We start from the raw sequence: 18,090 nt of genomic DNA on the forward strand, positions 1-18,090 counted from the left end.
TTTTTAACAAAATAATATTAAATTTTGGCTATGGATTTTTATCTTTAAATTAAAATGCTTAAAAAACGATCACAAAGTGATTTTAATATGTGTTGATGACCTAATTCTTTATATTTTGGTTCATAAGTTCAAAAGTATAATTAAGCGCAACATTCAAAAAGGCAGGAAGCTAGGGCGTGTTTATCTTTGTCGTATCGATTTTGTTCAATTCCAAAGCGTTTTGATCGCGGCATTGGCTTGATGGCATAGTGGTTCTACGTCAAAAGCCAATAACAAAGAGCAAAACCTTTTGGATTGAACCCAAAGGGCAGCGCATTTGCACTATTTCTACTATGTTGCCCCACATGGATGTGGGGTAAGGTGACTTTGCAGGAGCATAAAGTCTTTATCGCTCTTTTATGTAGAATTACTACACCGCAATCGCTCTGCCTTGTATAAATCGTGCAAATACGGCTGCAAAAGCATACACAAAAGATAAACACGCCCTAGGCAAAAGCCTAGCGTTAAAATGATGGAAGTGATGAAACGACTATAATATACCCTCAATGAGTTGGTATAAATTACCTTGCTAATGCAGCCAACACATAAACCAAAGGGGCGTTCCAATTAATGGCAACTTCATTAGTTGAAAAACTGCACCAATCATCTAAATAAGTTAGCGCAGGTGCATTGGAATCATATCGGCAACCATCTTGCTGTCCATTATGAGGCCCCCCTGCAAGCAAACCGGGTATCGGAGCATTAATGGTATCAGCAGCAGAGACGCGGTGGTGAATATTTAAAGGTGAACGCTCACCGACACCGGTCACAAACGAATACCCCGTTGGGTTTCGACCTAAAATATAATCAGCTAAACCTAATGCGGCATGCTTAAATTTAATCTCATTGGTTAATTGATAAGCTTGTAATAAGATAATGGCTTTATTGAGTGCCGTTGCGTTACTTCCCCAAACAAAGTCACTCTCAATCATCGGGATCAAAAACGCAGAATCTGTGTATTGCTGATAATACGTTTCGGCTAACCCAACAATGGCATGACCCGCCGCATCAATGGCATTAATATCAAAATCGGTTTTAGATTGATTAGCTAACGTTATATAACTTAACCCCGCTACGTATCCCCAACTCGGCGCACTAATATCAGTAGCATTACGATTGATCGCCTCTAAATATTGGCTATTTGCCGTTGTAATATAGAGTTCAGTGGCGGCCCAGCGAAACTCATCTTGAAAAAAGTTGTCACCGTATTCACCACTTTCAACATCACTAGGTTGTTGATAAACCACGTTAGGGTTTGCAACGGCCCATGCCCAAGCATTTTGCGCGGCGGTTAACCATTGTGCGCTTAATTCAGGGTAAAAAGGTTTATACACTCGGCTCGCTTGTGCAAGCACGGCAGCAAAATCTAATGTAGCAGCCGTTGATTTACCAATCACGTAACGTGCTCGTTGATCAGCTGCGGGCATTTCGATACCCGGCCACCCTAATGTGGTCAGCTTATGATAAACACCGCCATCGTTATCTTGCATTGTTTGTAACCAATCAAGATTCCATTTAACCTCATCTAAAATATCTGGAACGGTGTTGCCCGATTCAGGAATATTGATATCACGGTTAGTGAAAAAATCGTCATAATGCTCATAGGCGGCCAGAAGTGTATAAGTTGCGATACCCGAATTAACGACATATTTACCGTAATCACCGGCATCGTACCAACCTTTACTCGACGATATAATACTGCCTGCAGGCCGTTCATTTGTTGCGGCCGACGCATGCACAATCACGTTAGTATCTGCATGGCCTGCCGTTCGAACCCAATCACCGCCATGAGACGCTAATATAGAATGACTTGAGCGATTATAATAAAACGCTTTTAGTGCTTGATCTGATAAGCTTTGATACAGATCTGAGTTTATAGAAAACGCAGACGAATCAGCAATACCAGCCACTTTTACTCGATAAACACCCGTTGCGGTAAAATCACTGAAATCAGCCAATTTATACTTAATGCTACCAGACGGTTGCCAATGGCTAGCAGCGCTTAATGCTCCCGTAAACGCCACCGCGCCATTTTGGTTTATCAGTTCAAATTGTGTTGCCGCCACATCAGGCACTAAAGCCGATTTAAGCGCCAACGGTAAGTAACCTACTTGGTTGAGTTTAATCAAATCGCTACTGACACTCGGCGCGTCGGGCGTTGAAGTATCCGGTGTTGAAGGCGGTGTTGGCACATCCGTGTTGCCATCTGCCGGTGAGCTAGGGTTAACATCAACAGGTGCCGAAGCTGAACCACTACTGCCACAACCGGTAAAAAATAAACATGAGCTTAAAAACAAAGCTAATTTAGATTGAGTGTGCATAGACAAAACCTCAAAATATAAAATAAGTCAGCATGGCGACACGGCTTTATAGCGTTAATGTGTAAACCATGCTGTAAACGTTTAAATCAAATATCGATTCACAATATGTGCATTAATCACGACATTGGATATCGGCAGTTAATGCTTTATCAGTGGTATAACTCACATTCGCAACGCGCACTTTAGCCTCATGCTGACTCGTCATAATAAAAGGCGCACTGCTGCGTTCAAATTCAACGCCTTTTTTAGCAAAACATAACAAATCAATAGAGACTGAGTTCCATGTTTTTAAAGGCATGCTACTCAGGATAGGTCGAATATCTACTTTCCCACAAGCATTGACGGTACAGCCGGCTTCAACATATAAAGGACCGGTCGGTTGATGCTCAATCCGAATATCAAATGTCATCGCGGCATTAGCAACCAAGTAGTTTGACAAATCTTCACGATACCAACCCGAAGTCACATAGATAGAGGCTTCTTGTGAACCATCCCATGTGAATTCTTTGGCATCACCTTGTACCGCTTTGTCCGCTTCTATCATAGATAAACCATCTATTTTGCCGACTGGCGTATAAATATCTTTTCGCTCGCTCGTGTTTCTTAAAACGTAATTCCAGTTATGTAAAGGTCGACCTTTCATCACCTCATAAGGCGCATTGTTATCAACGGTGATCACATAATCATTAATCGTCTCTAATGTGGTTAACGTTTGATTATCGCTGTAAGTTAAACCGTAGCCATAAGCAAATAATGGATCATAATCTGTATCAAAGCGATTTAAGACAACCTGCGAGGCTTTTTTAGGCCATGAGAAAGAGAGCTTACCTTTAAAGTCGTGATTAACTTCATCTGCTGCATTTTTCAAAATAACATCAGCAATACCAATACCTTCACTACCCGGCAACCATGCAGCCACAAACGCGTCTGAGGCATTGATTTCACGATTCATCCACAACGGTCGCCCCGATAAAAAGACGGATACAACCGGAATACCTTGCGCTTTTAACGATTCCAGTAAATGCGCATCACGATGCGAAAAAGGTTGGTAAGCAATCGACTTTAAATCACCAAACCATTCTGCATAGGGATTTTCACCAAATACAACAATAGCAACATCCGGTTTTTCATTATAGGTACCATCAGCACTTAGTGTTACCTTGCCGCCTGCACCTTCAACATATTGCTTTACCCCATCATAAATTGACGTACCGCCCGGAAAATCTGATTTTTGATTACCTTCACCGGTCCAATTAATTGTCCAGCCACCCGTTTGCTTACTCATATTATCGGCACCATCGCCAGCTAACAAAATATGCTGCTTACGGGATAACGGTAAAATTTGCTTATTATTTTTAAGCAAAACCAAAGATTCTTGCACTGCTTGACGTGCAATAGTTCGATGCTCTGGTGCGCCTAACAGTTCAACTTTATTGGCATATTTGCGTTTAGACGGTAAACCTTTATTAAATAAACCTGAACGTAATTTCACGCGTAAAATACGGCTAACCGCATCATCGATGCGCGATTCAGGAATCACACCGTCTTTGACTTGTTTAACGGTATTCGTAATAAAGGCTTTCCAATCTTCTACAACCATAAACATATCAAGCCCTGCGTTAACGGCTTGCGGACAATTATCATTGGTGCACCCCGGAATTTTAGCGTGCGAATTCCAATCGCCTACAACAAAACCATCAAAACCTAATTTACCTTTCAGCACATCAGTTAGTAGATACTTACTGCCATGTAATCGATGACCATGCCACATATTGTGCGAAGCCATCACACTTTGAACACCCGCTTTTAGCGCCGGAAAATAAGCGGCAGCATGATGGTCAATAAGATCTTGTTCATTATCTAAATTGTCACCTTGATCGATCCCTTTATCGGTTCCACCATCACCAACCCAATGCTTAGCGGTCGCATAGATATGATCATCATCTAAAAACGACGATGTACCCACCACGCCTTGCATACCGGTCACCATTTGGCCTGAATATGCAGCAACGATTTCAGGATCTTCCGAATAACCTTCGTAAGTCCGCCCCCAGCGATCATCCCTAACAACAGCCAACGTCGGTGCAAATGTCCAATCGATGCCCGCCAGTAAAACTTCTTTAGCCGTTGCGTGACCAATTTTTTGGATTAACTCAGGGTTACGCATCGCGCCCAATCCAATATTATGTGGGTAAAGGGTTGCGCCTATAAATTTGTTATTACCATGAACCGCATCAATACCATACGTAACCGGAATAGGTAAACGCCCATTTTGTGTATCCATTGAGGCGATATAAAGCTCGTCCATAAATGACACCCAGTCACTTACGCTCGCGTTACGATTATTATGTAAAAAAGTGCCGCCGCCGTTTAATACCGACCCCAAATGATAGGTTTTGACATCATCAGGGGTAACCCAAGTGATCTCAGCCTGTACCATTTGACCCACTTTTTGCTCAATCGACATTTTAGCTAACCAAGCTTTTATTTGGCTTTCAACTTTTGGATCCGTTTTTATAGGCGACTCAAACGTTGGCCACAAATCAATGTTTCCAGTACCACTATTCAAATCTTGATTAGCATTAGGGTTTAAACTCATATCAGAGACTGAATTCGTTTTATCAGCAATGCTTGCTGATTTATTATCATCGCTACAGGCCGTTATCAAACCTATAAACAAAAAGACAGTGCTTAATTTTTTTATCATCATATTTTTCTCTATTATCATAAAGCCTGCTCAATTTTTGTTTATATGCGCCCCTATGTCGTTCAAATAGCGGCTTTATACGTACAAATATAAGTTCACAACCTGTATTTGAACGCTTTTTATAGTCAAAGCGATCGGGTTTTAGGGGCAGGTTTCTAGTTCCAGTACTTACATCCATGTCAGCAAAGCCGTCAAAGCTACCGCGTCCAGCTCTCGCCCCTTACCTGCATCCATGCAGGCAAGCTTCGAGACGCCATGAGCATATGCTCTACAATGTGATTGGGGCGAGTAAGCGCTGACAATGAACCATAAAACCTGAGCGAGAAGACTATACAAGATCAAAATAGTTAAACGAGTTAGCCTCATTAAACTATTTAATCTGACGTTAAGGTCAATTAAGATCTAGTCAAATAGACTGTAAACAAGCTATGATTAAATAGCTCACAGTTGGGTATAAAAAAACACTAAAACACGGTCCTACAATAAAAATGATAAAAAGGTTTCAAATTAAGTGAAAACCATTCTCTTTAACACTCATGATTTAGCACTCATCATTACACTTTACCAATGTATATTATTTGCCTTATTTTTAATTAGTATGCGTAAAGGAAAAAAGCAAAGTAATTTATTATTAGCCGCATTTTTATTAAGTCAGGCCGCTATTCCATTAGACAATCTAATCAACTTTGGCGAGGGTTTTAAAAATGTAGCCGTGGCTATTTCACCAAAACTTCTTTACACATTTGGCTTAGCTTTTTGGTTAGAAGCGCCTTTGTTATTACTGTATATCAAGTCATTAATCTATAAAGACTACCAACTCAAAAAATCTAATTTGTTGTATTTTTTACCTTTTGCGCTTTATTTTATTTATTTTTTAAATTCTTGGTTACTCGCCGATATCAGTGCCGAAGCGCAAGCATTACAAGACAATGCAATAGCCAAAGCAGACACGGTTGAGCGACTTATTCATGTATTTAGAGAGCTATTTCGCTTAAGTTGTGGGGTTTTATGTTTTTACGAATTGCAAAAATATCAGAAGCAAATTAAGAATGAAGTCGCTGATATTGAAAGTGTTGATTTAAGCTGGTTAAAAATATTAGTCATTGGCTTTTTGGGTATTAAAGTCGCAGCCGTAACGGTTGCACTCGCGTTAGTTTCATCTTATGAGTGGCATTATTATATTGACCATGAACTGCTCGGTTTAACCGCTAATTACATCACGCTATTTTTAGTCAGTGCGCTTATCTTTTTTAGTGCTGGTCATTCAACCTTATTTAAAGGGATTAATCGTGATTTGGTTGTTGAAGATAAAAATAAAGAGCCTGTTGATCCGCAGTTAATAGCTCAAATAACAGGGTACATGCAAGAACAAAAACCGTATTTAAACCACCTACTCACTTTAGATAATTTGGCTAAACAACTTAACTTGTCAGCTCGAAACCTATCGCAAATAATTAATCGTCATTTTGATAAAAACTTTTTTGAATTTATTAATCACTATCGTATTGAAGAAAGCAAAGCGCTACTGCAAAACCCAGCTCATAAAAAAACAACCATGCTCGATATCATGGACCAAGCGGGCTTTAATAGTAAAGCCACCTTTAATACGTTCTTCAAAAAGCTGACTGGGGTTACACCCTCACAATTTAGGAATGACTATTTGGCAAACCAAGCCGCCTCTAAATAGCATAACGTTAAACTATATTTAAAGCATAAAAAAAGCGCAGTAAATACTGCGCTTTTAAGATCTTAAACGTTATATTTATCGAACACGCTTAACAATGCTTATGGAACATATACCATATCTATATTAACAATATATCCATTACTTGATTCGAACACTTTCGCAGATAAAACTAAATCACTTCGCCCTTCGCCTAAAGTCCATAGATCTATCATTACACTCCAGTGATCCCCCATCCAAAGATAAATTGAAGTTTCCCATGCTTCTATTGGCAATTCAGTTAATTTTTCACCATAGGATTCAATATAACTTTCGATATATTGAGCTTCATTTACGGTTAAAGCATTTACCATGGGAATAGTTGAATTAATTAAATAATTTCTATGTGAAAAGGCATAAACGATGTCACAAAAAACAGCTCTCCATACTTCAGGAACTGGGTTTTCATTTTCAGAATCCTTAATAACTGATATTAAAATACTCTTCTCTTTTAACATATTAGGCACTAAAAAAGCGCAGTAAACACTGCGCTTTTTGATGTAAGTCATATCCGCTATTCACGGTTATTTTTTATATACTTAATAAATAACCGTGAATAAACTCCTCAATATTAATTAAAATTGAGCTCTTAATACTAATGAAAAACGACGATCGTTGATAAACCATGAACGACCATGGCGAGTACCGTCTTCATCAACTTGCATTGAGGTTTCAGTAACCGTATCAAGTAAATTAACGCCTTGAATACCCACTTTTATTTGCGGATTAATATTATAAAATAATGAACCATCTAAATAACCAGCGGCTTCACCATATATTGGACGGTGGGGGGCAATAACATCTCGAGCGGTGATCATGTATTCTGAACGCCAATTGTAAGCAAGACGTGTTTCAACATCATGTTTTTGATACATCACAACAAGATTAGCCGTATTTTTAGATTGTCCCGCCAATGGCAACTCTTCAAATGCTAATTGAGTTGGACCATCTTTAGGCGCGCCACCCGGCTCAGTCGTAAATAAGTTACTGTTTGGTACACCCGATGCTTCAATATAACTGTAGTTAGCTTGCACACCTAAACCATCAAACGGTGATGGCAATGAATGGAAGAAGTGTTGAAATGCAAACTCAACCCCTTTCATTTTACCTTCATCAGTATTTAACGGTGTTTGTAAAACGACATTTTGGCTAGTGCCGGTATTAGGATTAACCACGGCTTGGGTTACACCACCCGTTACCCAAAAGTCTTTAAGGTCTTTTAAAAATAACGTTGTCGTTAATGAGCTATCATCACTGTAATACCATTCTAATGACACATCATATTGCGTTGATTGCATCGGTTTTAAGTTTGGATTGCCACTCTCACCGGTATAAACCGCAACAGCACCAATTAACTCAGGGTTTTCGGGATCAGCCGGTTCAGCCTCTACAATACCCAAAACATCTGATTCAATATTAACATAGCCTTTCATATCACCTGTATTCGGGTATGCCAACGCTTTAGAGGCTGCAAAGCGTGCAATCAAATCATCACCTAATTCAAACTTAAGATTTAAACTAGGTAAAAAGTAGCTATCCGTCGTAGAAGTTGATAAAAAGTGAGCCGAATAATCGCCAAATGTACGATCGGCTTCAGGCAACAAATTAATAGGTTGTTTGATTTCTTTTGTTTGATCGTCCGGATCATAAATCGGATCTCGCATTCGATGATCAGGAAATGCCAATGCACCTGAAGTTTGTCTTTCTAGTTGAATATAACGCCCACCAACGTTACCCGTAAATGGTACAGGACCATCATCGTACACAAAATCTAAGCGCACATAAGCCGCGGTATTGGTTTCGGTAAAGGTTGTTACTTCATTGGGCCTAAAATGCGAATCAAACGTTTCATAAACAGGTTGCCCATTACTATCGATACCAATTTGTGCAGGCTCTCGATCCGCTGCGGGTTCCCACTCTGAAGCTGCATTGGCTAAACGAGTCCCCCAATTGGCATAATCTTGTACTAATTCTAAAGAAGGATGTAACGTGTAACCTAAGCCCGGTATGGAAACCTTGCCACCACGGAAATGATCATCCCAACGGCGTTGGTCAACATCATTATTCAAACTTTCATGTTCAGGTAAATCTAACCACGCACCACTATAACCATTACCATCAACATCGGCGGTATGAATAGCACCTAAAGGTTGCCAATTATATTGGCTAAATTTAACCGTTTGATCGCGTTCAGCAAAACGTACACCGGCTTTTATTGATGAAAAGAAACCATCGTCAAATGTGTATTTTGTATCCCACTGTAAAGCAAGCTCTTCACCTTGGCTGCGCTCATAATGATCCATCGCTGAACGCCAATGATAGCTTTCTTTTGATTGTAAAAAGTCCTCATTGTTTTCTTGCCCACCCCCGTTTTGGCCATTCCATGGGTTTAAAAAGGCAATTTTAGGTGCACCATCAGACAAATCTAAAAATTGATTTGCATACACGCCTAAAAATAAAGTCACATCATCATCAGTCGTACTGGCATCAATGAACTGCATATCAAATTCATGCGACCATGAATCATCAGGTCTAAATTTGAAGTTTAATGAGAAGTCATCAACAACCGTACGCTGCTCTTTGACACGTGTTGTGGTTTGAAAAATATTACCAAATTGCGGAACAGGGTTACCTGACCAATCAGCCGCTTGAGGTACGCGGTTTGTGTCGTTACCATTTGAACGCCAGCCGCCTTGAGCAACATGCGTTATATACCCAGATTGGAAAACCCCTTTATCATCAAACTCATAACTGGGGTATGGCACTCCCTCAGATATTTCGCCTTCGAGCATATAAGATTCGTCACGTAAACTAACACCATCATCTTCCCACATATTGGTTTGATAACTCATGGTGTTTTCAACCCAACCTAAGGTTGCATCTGAGCGTAAAAATTGAGCGGTTACGAGCATGGTATTGTCTGTACTTTGCCATTGTGCAGCAAGTGCTAAGCCTTTACGTCCGCGCTCTTGTATCTGAGAGTTCATGTTACCGCCATTAGGGGCAACATAAAGCGTGTCTCCTTGATCAGGCAATAAATTATCTCGCGTAATAAATATTTCTGATTGTAAACCGTCTGAGCGACTGGTTAAGTCTGAATAGGCCGTGTTAATTAAAAAACCAAACTCACCGGCATTCGTTTGCCAACGATCACTAAATAATAAAGACCCAGATGGCGACCATTCTTCAGCAAAGTCTGTATAAGTACCATCTAATGAAACGCCTATCTGACGATCGGCCATGTCAAATGGCAATTTAGTGTTTAAATTAACGGTGCCACCAATGCCCCCCTCAATCATATCGGCTGATTGATTTTTATAGACTTCAACCGAGCCCATTAGTTCAGGTGGTACATCTTGAAAGCTTAAACCACGGCTTGAGTTGGCACTAAAGGTATCACGGCCATTAAACTCACTGCGGGTTTGTGTCATACCACGAATAACTGCACCACTACCTTCAATACCAAAATGGTCGGGGTCGTTAGCAGCCGCAAAACGTTCAATCGACACCCCCGGTATACGAGACATCGCTTCTAATACACTCCGATCAGGTAAAGCGCCTATATCTTCAGCCGAAATAGCATCTACAAATGTATCAGCCTCCCGCTTCATATCTTGTGCTTTTATTAAACTACCGCGCATACCTTTTACATCAATTACTTCAATTTCTTCTTCAGCCATTGCTGTGTCTTGAGCAGCGAGTGTGTGATGCGACATTGTTAAGCCGATTAACGCAGACGTGATGATTGAATATTTAAAATTGGGTTTTGTTTTTTTTCTATAAGCTGTGTTTGTTGATTGGGTCAAAATTGTCATTATTATGTATCCCGAGCTATGTGTTATTTGTTAGTTTTAAAAAAAGCATTTTTTATCATCCGCTAATTTCCTAAACAAAATATCAACATAAAAAAGTTTATTCGTCTTTAGAGCCGTAATTACCCAAAATTGAACGTTCAAAAAATGATAAAACGACACACTAATTATAAATCATTGATATAAAAGTAAATAAATAAATAAAATCGCATTACAACACACGTTCAAATAAATGAAAACCACAAGGTTGAACGAGATCTAAACCAATTTAAGCAGCATTTATTTAACATTTTATAAATATACCCGCTAAAAAAGAAAAACGCCTCTTTTCAAGTGATAAATGTTAATTAAATGCTCAACTTTCAGGTGTAATCTCTATCACTTGTTTAATACCAGAACATAGCAATATGAAAGAGCGGCAATCTAAATAAAGCTAATGACCAAAAGACAGTTAAAATAAAAGCTATATTAATCAATAACAAATAAAAAATAAAAACATCCTTCCCTTAAGTTAACAATCCTAAATAACAGTATGGCAACGCGTATCAAAAAACGATACTACAACATTTGAACGTTCAAATTCACTCCCTATTAATCACAAAGGCGCTTGAGCCCCCCCGATATTGTTACGCTTATGTTGCAGCATTTAGCTCACTTAAAAAAATAACAACTCAAACACTTTTTGCATGTGATAAAAGTGTCTTTGATAATAGGATTTACCTAACCATGAAAACGATTATCTCTCCGTTCTTGCTCGCGACTATAACGTGTGCCGTTACACTTGGTTGTCAAAACACAACACAACCTGAATACCATTCTAAAATAATAACATTAACGCATTTAAACCCATCTTTACCGCTTGATAAAAGAGTTGATGCGTTAGTATCAGCCATGACTTTAGATGAAAAAATTAGCCAGATGTTTGATAAAGCACCGGCGATCCCAAGATTAAAAGTACCGGCATACAAGTGGTGGAATGAAGCATTGCACGGCATTGCCAGAGCGGGTAAAGCCACGGTGTTTCCACAAGCCATTGGGCTTGCCGCGATGTTTGATGAAGACCTCATGCTCGCCGTGGGTACGGCAATATCTGACGAAGGACGTGCTAAGCACCACCATTTTTTACGTGACAATAACCGCTCTATGTATACAGGATTAACGTATTGGTCACCCAATATTAATATTTTTAGAGATCCACGATGGGGAAGAGGCCAAGAAACTTACGGGGAAGACCCTTATTTAACCACACGTACTGCGATTAACTTTATCAATGGCTTGCAAGGTAATAATGCCCAATACTTAAAATCGGTTGCAACCTTAAAGCATTATGCGGTGCACAGTGGGCCAGAATTTTCACGTCATAGCGACGATTATACCGCCACAGCAAAAGACTTAACCGAAACCTATTTACCCGCCTTTAAAGACACGATAGCGCAAACGCAAGTTGCTTCTATTATGTGTGCTTATAATCGTGTAAATGGCGCACCAGCTTGCGGCAGTAATGAATTAATTCAAAATAAACTAAGAGGCGAATTTAACTTCAATGGTTATATTGTGTCTGACTGCGGCGCCATCGCCGATTTTTACGACCCCAAATCACATCATGTTGTAAAAACAGAAGCTGAAGCGGCGGCTTGGGCAGTAAAAACCGGTACCGATTTAAATTGTGGTGATCATCACGGCAATACGTATAGCTATTTAAAAGAAGCCGTTGAACGCAACTTGATCACAGAAGAGCAAATTGATATCGCAGTTAAACGCTTGTTTTTTGCTCGTTTTAAATTGGGTATGTTTGATAACACCGTAGCAAACCCATATAGCCAATTACCGCTAACAACCGTTGGCTCAGATAAACATTTAGCCTTAACAGAAGAAGCCGCACGTAAATCGCTCGTTTTATTAAAAAACGATAAAACGTTGCCGTTAAGCGGCACGCCTAAAATCGCGTTAATTGGCCCAAATGCCCATAATGAGGCTATTTTAGTTGGTAATTACCATGGTAAACCGGTTAAACCTATAACCCCTAAAACGGCATTAGAAAATAGATTAGGCCAGCACAATGTTATTTATGCACCGGGTTCAAGTTTAACTGGCGAGGTTTATACCCATTACACCGCTGTACCAGCTAATCATTTTTCACATACCGATCAATTTGGCAAAAACGTGCCGGGATTAATTGCACAATATTTTCCAGCCAATCACTTTGGTGTTCAACATAGCCTGCAACGCATCGATAAAAATATTGATTTCGCCTGGGATACATCGCCGATTGATAACTCAACTGAACAAGAGATGGCCATCAAATGGCGAGGGAAATTTACACCAACTGAAAATGGCACTTACTTATTCAATTTAAAAAATGTGCATGTAACGATTGATGGACAAGGCGCTTACGGCCCAATAAAACTCGAAAAAGACAAGGCTTACGACTTTTATGCCGAAAGTAAAATAAATCATTATTGGCACAGTAACGTGATAGCGCCGAGCATCAAATTCAGTTGGCTTAACCAAGATAAAAACTTGAACAAACAAGCGTTAAAAGCAGCAAAAGCAGCCGATGTCATTGTGTTTGTGGGTGGTATTAGCGCGAATTTAGAAGGTGAAGAAATGCCATTGCAAATTGATGGTTTCTCACATGGTGATCGTACGCATATCAACTTACCAACCAGTCAAGAAACCTTGCTCAAACAACTTAAAGCAACCGGTAAACCACTCGTTTATGTCAATATGAGCGGCAGTGCAATAGCCTTAAACTGGCAAGATAAAAATGCCAATGCCATCGTGCAAGGTTTTTATCCGGGTGAAGCAACAGGCAACGCCTTAACCAGTTTGTTATTCGGCGATTACAGCCCATCAGGCCGATTACCCGTGACGTTTTATAAAGGCGTAACCGACTTACCTGACTTTAAAGATTACAGCATGCATAACCGAACTTATAAATACTATACCGGTGATGTGTTATACCCTTTTGGTTATGGTTTAAGCTACGCTGATTTCGAGTATAAAAAGGTATCAGCAAGCAAAAATAATAATGGTCTAACCATACAAACCTCACTACTTAACAAAAGCGACATGACAGCCGAAGAAGTGACGCAAGTTTATATCAGCATGCCTGATGCTCCTGTGTCGACCCCTATTCGCCAATTGGTTGCTTATAAGCGTTCGCTTGTCAATGCTAACAGTGAAATCACCGTTAAGTTTGATATACCCGCAGAACAATTAATGTATGTCGATTCATCAGGCCTAAAACAACCTTATTACGGCAAACTCACTTTAAGTGTAGGCAGCGGCCAAGGGATAAAAATACCCAAGCAGCAATTTGTGAAAACAATGATTAAGCTATAGGAGGATCAAATGAATACAGAAAAAGAAAACCTAGGGCTTATTATTCTAATCAGTTGCGTTGCCACCATTGGCGGATTTTTATTTGGTTTCGACAGTGGGGTTATCAATGGCACGGTCGACGGATTACAAGCCGCCTTTAATGCCGATAGTTTAGGCACGGGGATGAATGTAGCCAGTATGCTTATTGGTTGTGCTATTGGTGCATTTGCCGCGGGGGCACTTGCCGATCGTTTTGGACGTAAAACCATATTAATATTAACCTCGGTTTTATTTATTGTGAGTGCATGGGGTTCAGGGATTGCTTTATCATCTGAGAGCTTCATTATTTTTAGAATACTCGGCGGTTTAGCCGTAGGCGCAGCATCGGTTTTAGCCCCAGCTTACATTAGTGAAATAGCCCCTGCTCGTCTTCGTGGAACGTTAGCGTCAGTTCAACAAGTGGCTATTATTTTAGGTTTGTTTAGCGCGTTTATTAGTAACTATTATTTAGCTAAAATAGCGGGGGCCTCAACAACGCTTCTGTGGTTAGACTATGAAGCTTGGCGTTGGATGTTTTGGATTGAACTCATCCCGGCCACGCTCTTTTTTATCACGTTATGGTTTATTCCTGAAAGCCCGCGTTATTTAGCCCTAAAAGGCCAATCAACAAAAGCCCAAAAAGTATTGCATACTCTTTATGGGCCGCATGAAGGCACGAACATTTGGCAAGCGATTAACCAACAATTAAGTACCGCATCGCCTAGCAGTAAAAAACTCATCTTTAATAAAAACACCGGGTTCTCACCCATTATTTGGGTGGGCATAGGCCTCGCTACATTACAGCAGTTAGTCGGTATTAATGTCGTTTTTTACTACGGTGCCGTTTTATGGCAAGCCGTGGGCTATTCAGAATCAGACGCCCTGATGATCAATATTATAACGGGGGCCGTGAGTATTGCCGCTTGCCTATTAACCATTTCAAGCATAGACAAAATTGGCCGTAAGCCTTTATTAATATTAGGGTCGATTGGCATGTCGGCTTCACTCATTGCATTGGTGGTTGCTTTTTCAAACGGCACAATCAATTCAACCGGTCAATTAGCATTAGGACAATGGGGTGTTTTTGCTTTAGTGGCGGCTAATGCCTACGTGTTCTTCTTCAATTTATCGTGGGGGCCCGTTATGTGGGTCATGTTAAGTGAAATGTTCCCCAATAAATTACGAGGCTCTGGGATGGCTATTGCTGGTTTTGCTCAGTGGATAGCTAATTTTATGATTACCCTTTCTTTTCCTTTTTTGCTTACGCAGTTGGGGTTAAGTATTACATACGGTATTTATGCTACCTTTGCTTTGTTGTCTGTTGTTTTTGTTCTCTTTTTTATCAAAGAAACCAAAGGCAAAACGTTAGAACAAATGACGTTAAACATCGCTTAAATCAGCTAAACTCACATTTACACCTACGCCGGTGTTCAGTCGTTTGAAGGTGCTCGTCCAGAGCATCTTCAAGTTATCTATCCTCCTAAATAAAATAAATATGCTGAATAAAGGAACAATTGTGAAATTAATTGCTCCCCTCTGGTTATTACCTAGTAAAAAACGCACAATAGACAAGGTTATTATAAAGGTAAAAAAGCATGTCTATTTCAAGCAAATTAATCGCTACATTAATACTCGCGTTATCGTTACTCGTGGGGGTTATGTATGTTTTAGTTCAATGGTCTTTTGATCGTGGCATGCTTGAATATGTTAATAAAAAAGCCGATATCAAACTTGAAACGCTAATTAAAAATTTAGATAGTTATTATAATTACTATGATTCATGGCAAGGCATAAACGATAAACCCATCCGTTGGGCGCATATATTAAGAGTGTCAGGTTTTGAAAAATCGATTTCTAAACGTGAATTACAATATATAGATAATCCAAAATTTTTCGACCATTACCCATTAGGGCGACAGGCGCAAAACAGAAAAGGGTCACAACAACGCCGACCAGAAAATCGTCAACCACGCAGAGATGCCAATAGACCAGGGCAACATAACACCGCCACAAATAGACAGCCGCCTGATTTTTCAGCCAATGGTGAAGCCCGTTATACAAACGAGCAACCACAGACTGTACCCGCTCAAAATCAACAACGGCCTGATGCAACGTCTCTTTCAGCTCCTCATTCAGCTTCAAATACCGAAAACATGAAGAGACAGTCGCCTCCTAAATACAATGCCAATGGACAACAAAGACCACCCGGTTTAAAACCACCAAAAGGAAAAGGCCCACAAAATAATGGGCCTAATAAACCAGTACAACGGCCATCGTTGTACGATAAAAATAAAAAATTAATTAACGGCCCTAACCCCAGCGGTGTTCGATATTTACCGATTGGTGATGCTGACAACCCTCATGGCTTTTTAGGGGTAATGCCAAGGCTGCAAGTAACCAATGATGTTGATATAGGCTTTGTAAATGAAGTCAACGAAACCTTTGCTTATGTGAGTTTAGGCGTTCTGGTGATCACCTTGATGTTTTCTATTCCTTTATCGCGCATTATGACCTCGCCTATTAGCAAACTCGCGCGCGCAACTAATGAAGTAAAACAGGGAAATTTTGATATTAAAATCAAACCTCGCGGCCGAGATGAGCTGTCTAAACTCGCACGTGACTTTGTTGATATGGCAAAATCACTTGAAACCAATGAGTCAAGTCGAAAAAAATGGCTTGCTGATGTATCACACGAACTTCGCACCCCTTTAGCTATTTTTCGTGGTGAAATAGAAGCGATGATAGATGGCATTAGACCCATGAATAATGAAAACCTATTATCTTTACAAGAAGAAGCGACTCATTTACAAAATTTGATTAATGATTTACACGAACTAGCCAGCAATGATGTCGGTGCATTGCGTTACCATAAAACAGAGGTTGATTTAGCAGAGCTTGTGGAGCTTGCAGTTACTCGACACAACAGCACCTTAACCACTCAAAAAATAAGCTTACACCTAACCAACACGAGCGATGAAGCTTGGGTATGGGGAGATCCCACGCGTTTAAACCAAATATTTGATAATTTAATCAAAAATAGTATTAAATACACGGATGAACCGGGTGACATCTATTTATCAATATCAGGTGAATCAAACAAAGTATACTTTATTATTGAAGATACGCCGCCTAACGTACCCGATATTGCACTTGAGCATTTATTCGACCATTTATTTAGAGTCGAAAACTCACGTAACCGAAAAACAGGGGGCTCAGGTCTAGGGCTTGCTTTGTGTAAACGCATTGTAGAAAATCACCAAGGTGAAATAGAAGCTTATCATGCCAAAACGGGTGGATTAGGCATTAAATTTTGCCTGCCACGCTTAGTGTAATTAAGCTTATTTTATGCTTACTTTTTTAACTGATATTTAATTTTAGGGAAAAACCATGTCGACCATTTTAATCGTTGAAGACGAAATCAAATTAGCGACCTTGCTGCAAGACTATCTAAAGCCAGCTCAGCTAGAAACGCATATCATCGGTAATGGCTTAGATGTAGTCGATTGGGTAAAAGAAAATGAACCAAGCTTAATACTGCTCGATTTAATGCTACCCGGCAAAGATGGGATCACCATTTGTCAAGAAATACGCGCATTCTCTATGGTGCCGATTATGATGGTTACGGCAAAAGTGGATGAAGTCGATCGTATTTTAGGTTTAAACATTGGCGCAGATGATTATATCTGCAAGCCTTATTCGCCAAAAGAAGTAGTTGCCCGTGTTGAATCAACGTTACGCCGCTTAAACTCAACTTACGCACCGCAACAATCAAAACAAGAAGATACCTTTTTTAGCATTAACGAAGAGCAATTTAAAGTGTGGATCAAAGGGCAACAACTTGATTTAACGGCTATCGAGTTTAATCTAATTAATATCATGGCCAAGTCGCCTAGTCGCATTTTTTCACGTGGCCACTTAATTGATCATATTTATACCGATAACCGAATAGTCAGCGAACGTACCATTGATAGTCATATAAAAAAATTGCGTAAAAAACTAAATGAAGCCTCACCCGATGTTGAAATCGTGCAATCGGTTTATGGTGTCGGTTATAAGCTCGAAGTTGAATAGCGCCACCTTGACCATTAATACCAATCCGTAATAATAAGTGCCCACTCAGCGAGC

At 39.9% G+C, this 18,090-nt stretch carries 9 protein-coding genes; 5 read left to right on the top strand and 4 right to left on the bottom strand.

Features of this window, described 5'->3' with window-relative positions:
• Positions 1 to 560: 560 nt before the first annotated feature.
• Entirely contained in the window at positions 561 to 2,360 is a 1,800-nt protein-coding gene (locus DPX34_RS14650; RefSeq protein WP_111979197.1) for a glycoside hydrolase family 9 protein, read from the bottom strand.
• 112 nt (positions 2,361 to 2,472) lie between these two features.
• On the bottom strand, positions 2,473 to 5,067 hold the full coding sequence (locus DPX34_RS14655; RefSeq protein WP_111979224.1) for a glycoside hydrolase family 3 protein: 2,595 nt from the start codon (positions 5,065 to 5,067) through the stop codon (positions 2,473 to 2,475).
• Positions 5,068 to 5,578: 511 nt separating this feature from the next.
• On the opposite strand from DPX34_RS14655, the gene DPX34_RS14660 reads away from it, so the two are divergent.
• Complete coding sequence (locus DPX34_RS14660) at positions 5,579 to 6,754, top strand: helix-turn-helix domain-containing protein (protein WP_111979198.1); 1,176 nt, start codon at positions 5,579 to 5,581, stop codon at positions 6,752 to 6,754.
• 98 nt (positions 6,755 to 6,852) lie between these two features.
• Here the strand turns inward: DPX34_RS14660 and DPX34_RS14665 are convergent, their stop codons facing one another.
• Together DPX34_RS14665 and DPX34_RS14670 are read right to left on the bottom strand one after the other, a co-directional pair.
• Entirely contained in the window at positions 6,853 to 7,299 is a 447-nt protein-coding gene (locus DPX34_RS14665) for a DUF7668 domain-containing protein (protein WP_157964741.1), read from the bottom strand.
• A gap of 66 nt (positions 7,300 to 7,365) precedes the next feature.
• Positions 7,366 to 10,605: a TonB-dependent receptor gene (locus DPX34_RS14670; protein ID WP_111979200.1), complete on the bottom strand. Its 3,240-nt coding sequence runs from the start codon at positions 10,603 to 10,605 to the stop codon at positions 7,366 to 7,368.
• Positions 10,606 to 11,328: 723 nt separating this feature from the next.
• On the opposite strand from DPX34_RS14670, the gene DPX34_RS14675 reads away from it, so the two are divergent.
• The 4 genes from DPX34_RS14675 (at position 11,329) to DPX34_RS14690 (ending at position 18,036) form a co-directional block, all read left to right on the top strand.
• Positions 11,329 to 13,947, top strand: a complete 2,619-nt coding sequence (locus DPX34_RS14675) for a glycoside hydrolase family 3 C-terminal domain-containing protein (protein WP_111979201.1) — start codon at positions 11,329 to 11,331, stop codon at positions 13,945 to 13,947.
• Positions 13,948 to 13,956: 9 nt separating this feature from the next.
• Complete coding sequence (locus tag DPX34_RS14680) at positions 13,957 to 15,360, top strand: sugar porter family MFS transporter (RefSeq protein ID WP_111979202.1); 1,404 nt, start codon at positions 13,957 to 13,959, stop codon at positions 15,358 to 15,360.
• Between the two features lie 200 nt (positions 15,361 to 15,560).
• Complete coding sequence (locus DPX34_RS14685; protein WP_111979203.1) at positions 15,561 to 17,297, top strand: ATP-binding protein; 1,737 nt, start codon at positions 15,561 to 15,563, stop codon at positions 17,295 to 17,297.
• A 55-nt stretch (positions 17,298 to 17,352) separates the two neighbouring features.
• Positions 17,353 to 18,036, top strand: coding sequence for a response regulator (locus DPX34_RS14690; protein WP_111979204.1), 684 nt, complete (start codon positions 17,353 to 17,355; stop codon positions 18,034 to 18,036).
• The last annotated feature ends 54 nt before the right edge of the window (positions 18,037 to 18,090 follow it).

The sequence above is a fragment of the Algibacillus agarilyticus genome (assembly GCF_003286125.1).
Classification (GTDB): domain Bacteria; phylum Pseudomonadota; class Gammaproteobacteria; order Enterobacterales; family Alteromonadaceae; genus Algibacillus; species Algibacillus agarilyticus.

Bases quoted from the DNA above. Each gene is read 5' to 3' on its own strand.
- DPX34_RS14650 (WP_111979197.1), bottom strand. From the start codon at position 2,360: ATGCACACTCAATCTAAATTAGCTTTGTTTTTAAGCTCATGTTTATTT.
- DPX34_RS14655 (WP_111979224.1), bottom strand. From the start codon at position 5,067: ATGATAAAAAAATTAAGCACTGTCTTTTTGTTTATAGGTTTGATAACG.
- DPX34_RS14665 (WP_157964741.1), bottom strand. From the start codon at position 7,299: ATGACTTACATCAAAAAGCGCAGTGTTTACTGCGCTTTTTTAGTGCCT.
- DPX34_RS14670 (WP_111979200.1), bottom strand. From the start codon at position 10,605: ATGACAATTTTGACCCAATCAACAAACACAGCTTATAGAAAAAAAACA.
- DPX34_RS14675 (WP_111979201.1), top strand. From the start codon at position 11,329: ATGAAAACGATTATCTCTCCGTTCTTGCTCGCGACTATAACGTGTGCC.
- DPX34_RS14680 (WP_111979202.1), top strand. From the start codon at position 13,957: ATGAATACAGAAAAAGAAAACCTAGGGCTTATTATTCTAATCAGTTGC.
- DPX34_RS14685 (WP_111979203.1), top strand. From the start codon at position 15,561: ATGTCTATTTCAAGCAAATTAATCGCTACATTAATACTCGCGTTATCG.
- DPX34_RS14690 (WP_111979204.1), top strand. From the start codon at position 17,353: ATGTCGACCATTTTAATCGTTGAAGACGAAATCAAATTAGCGACCTTG.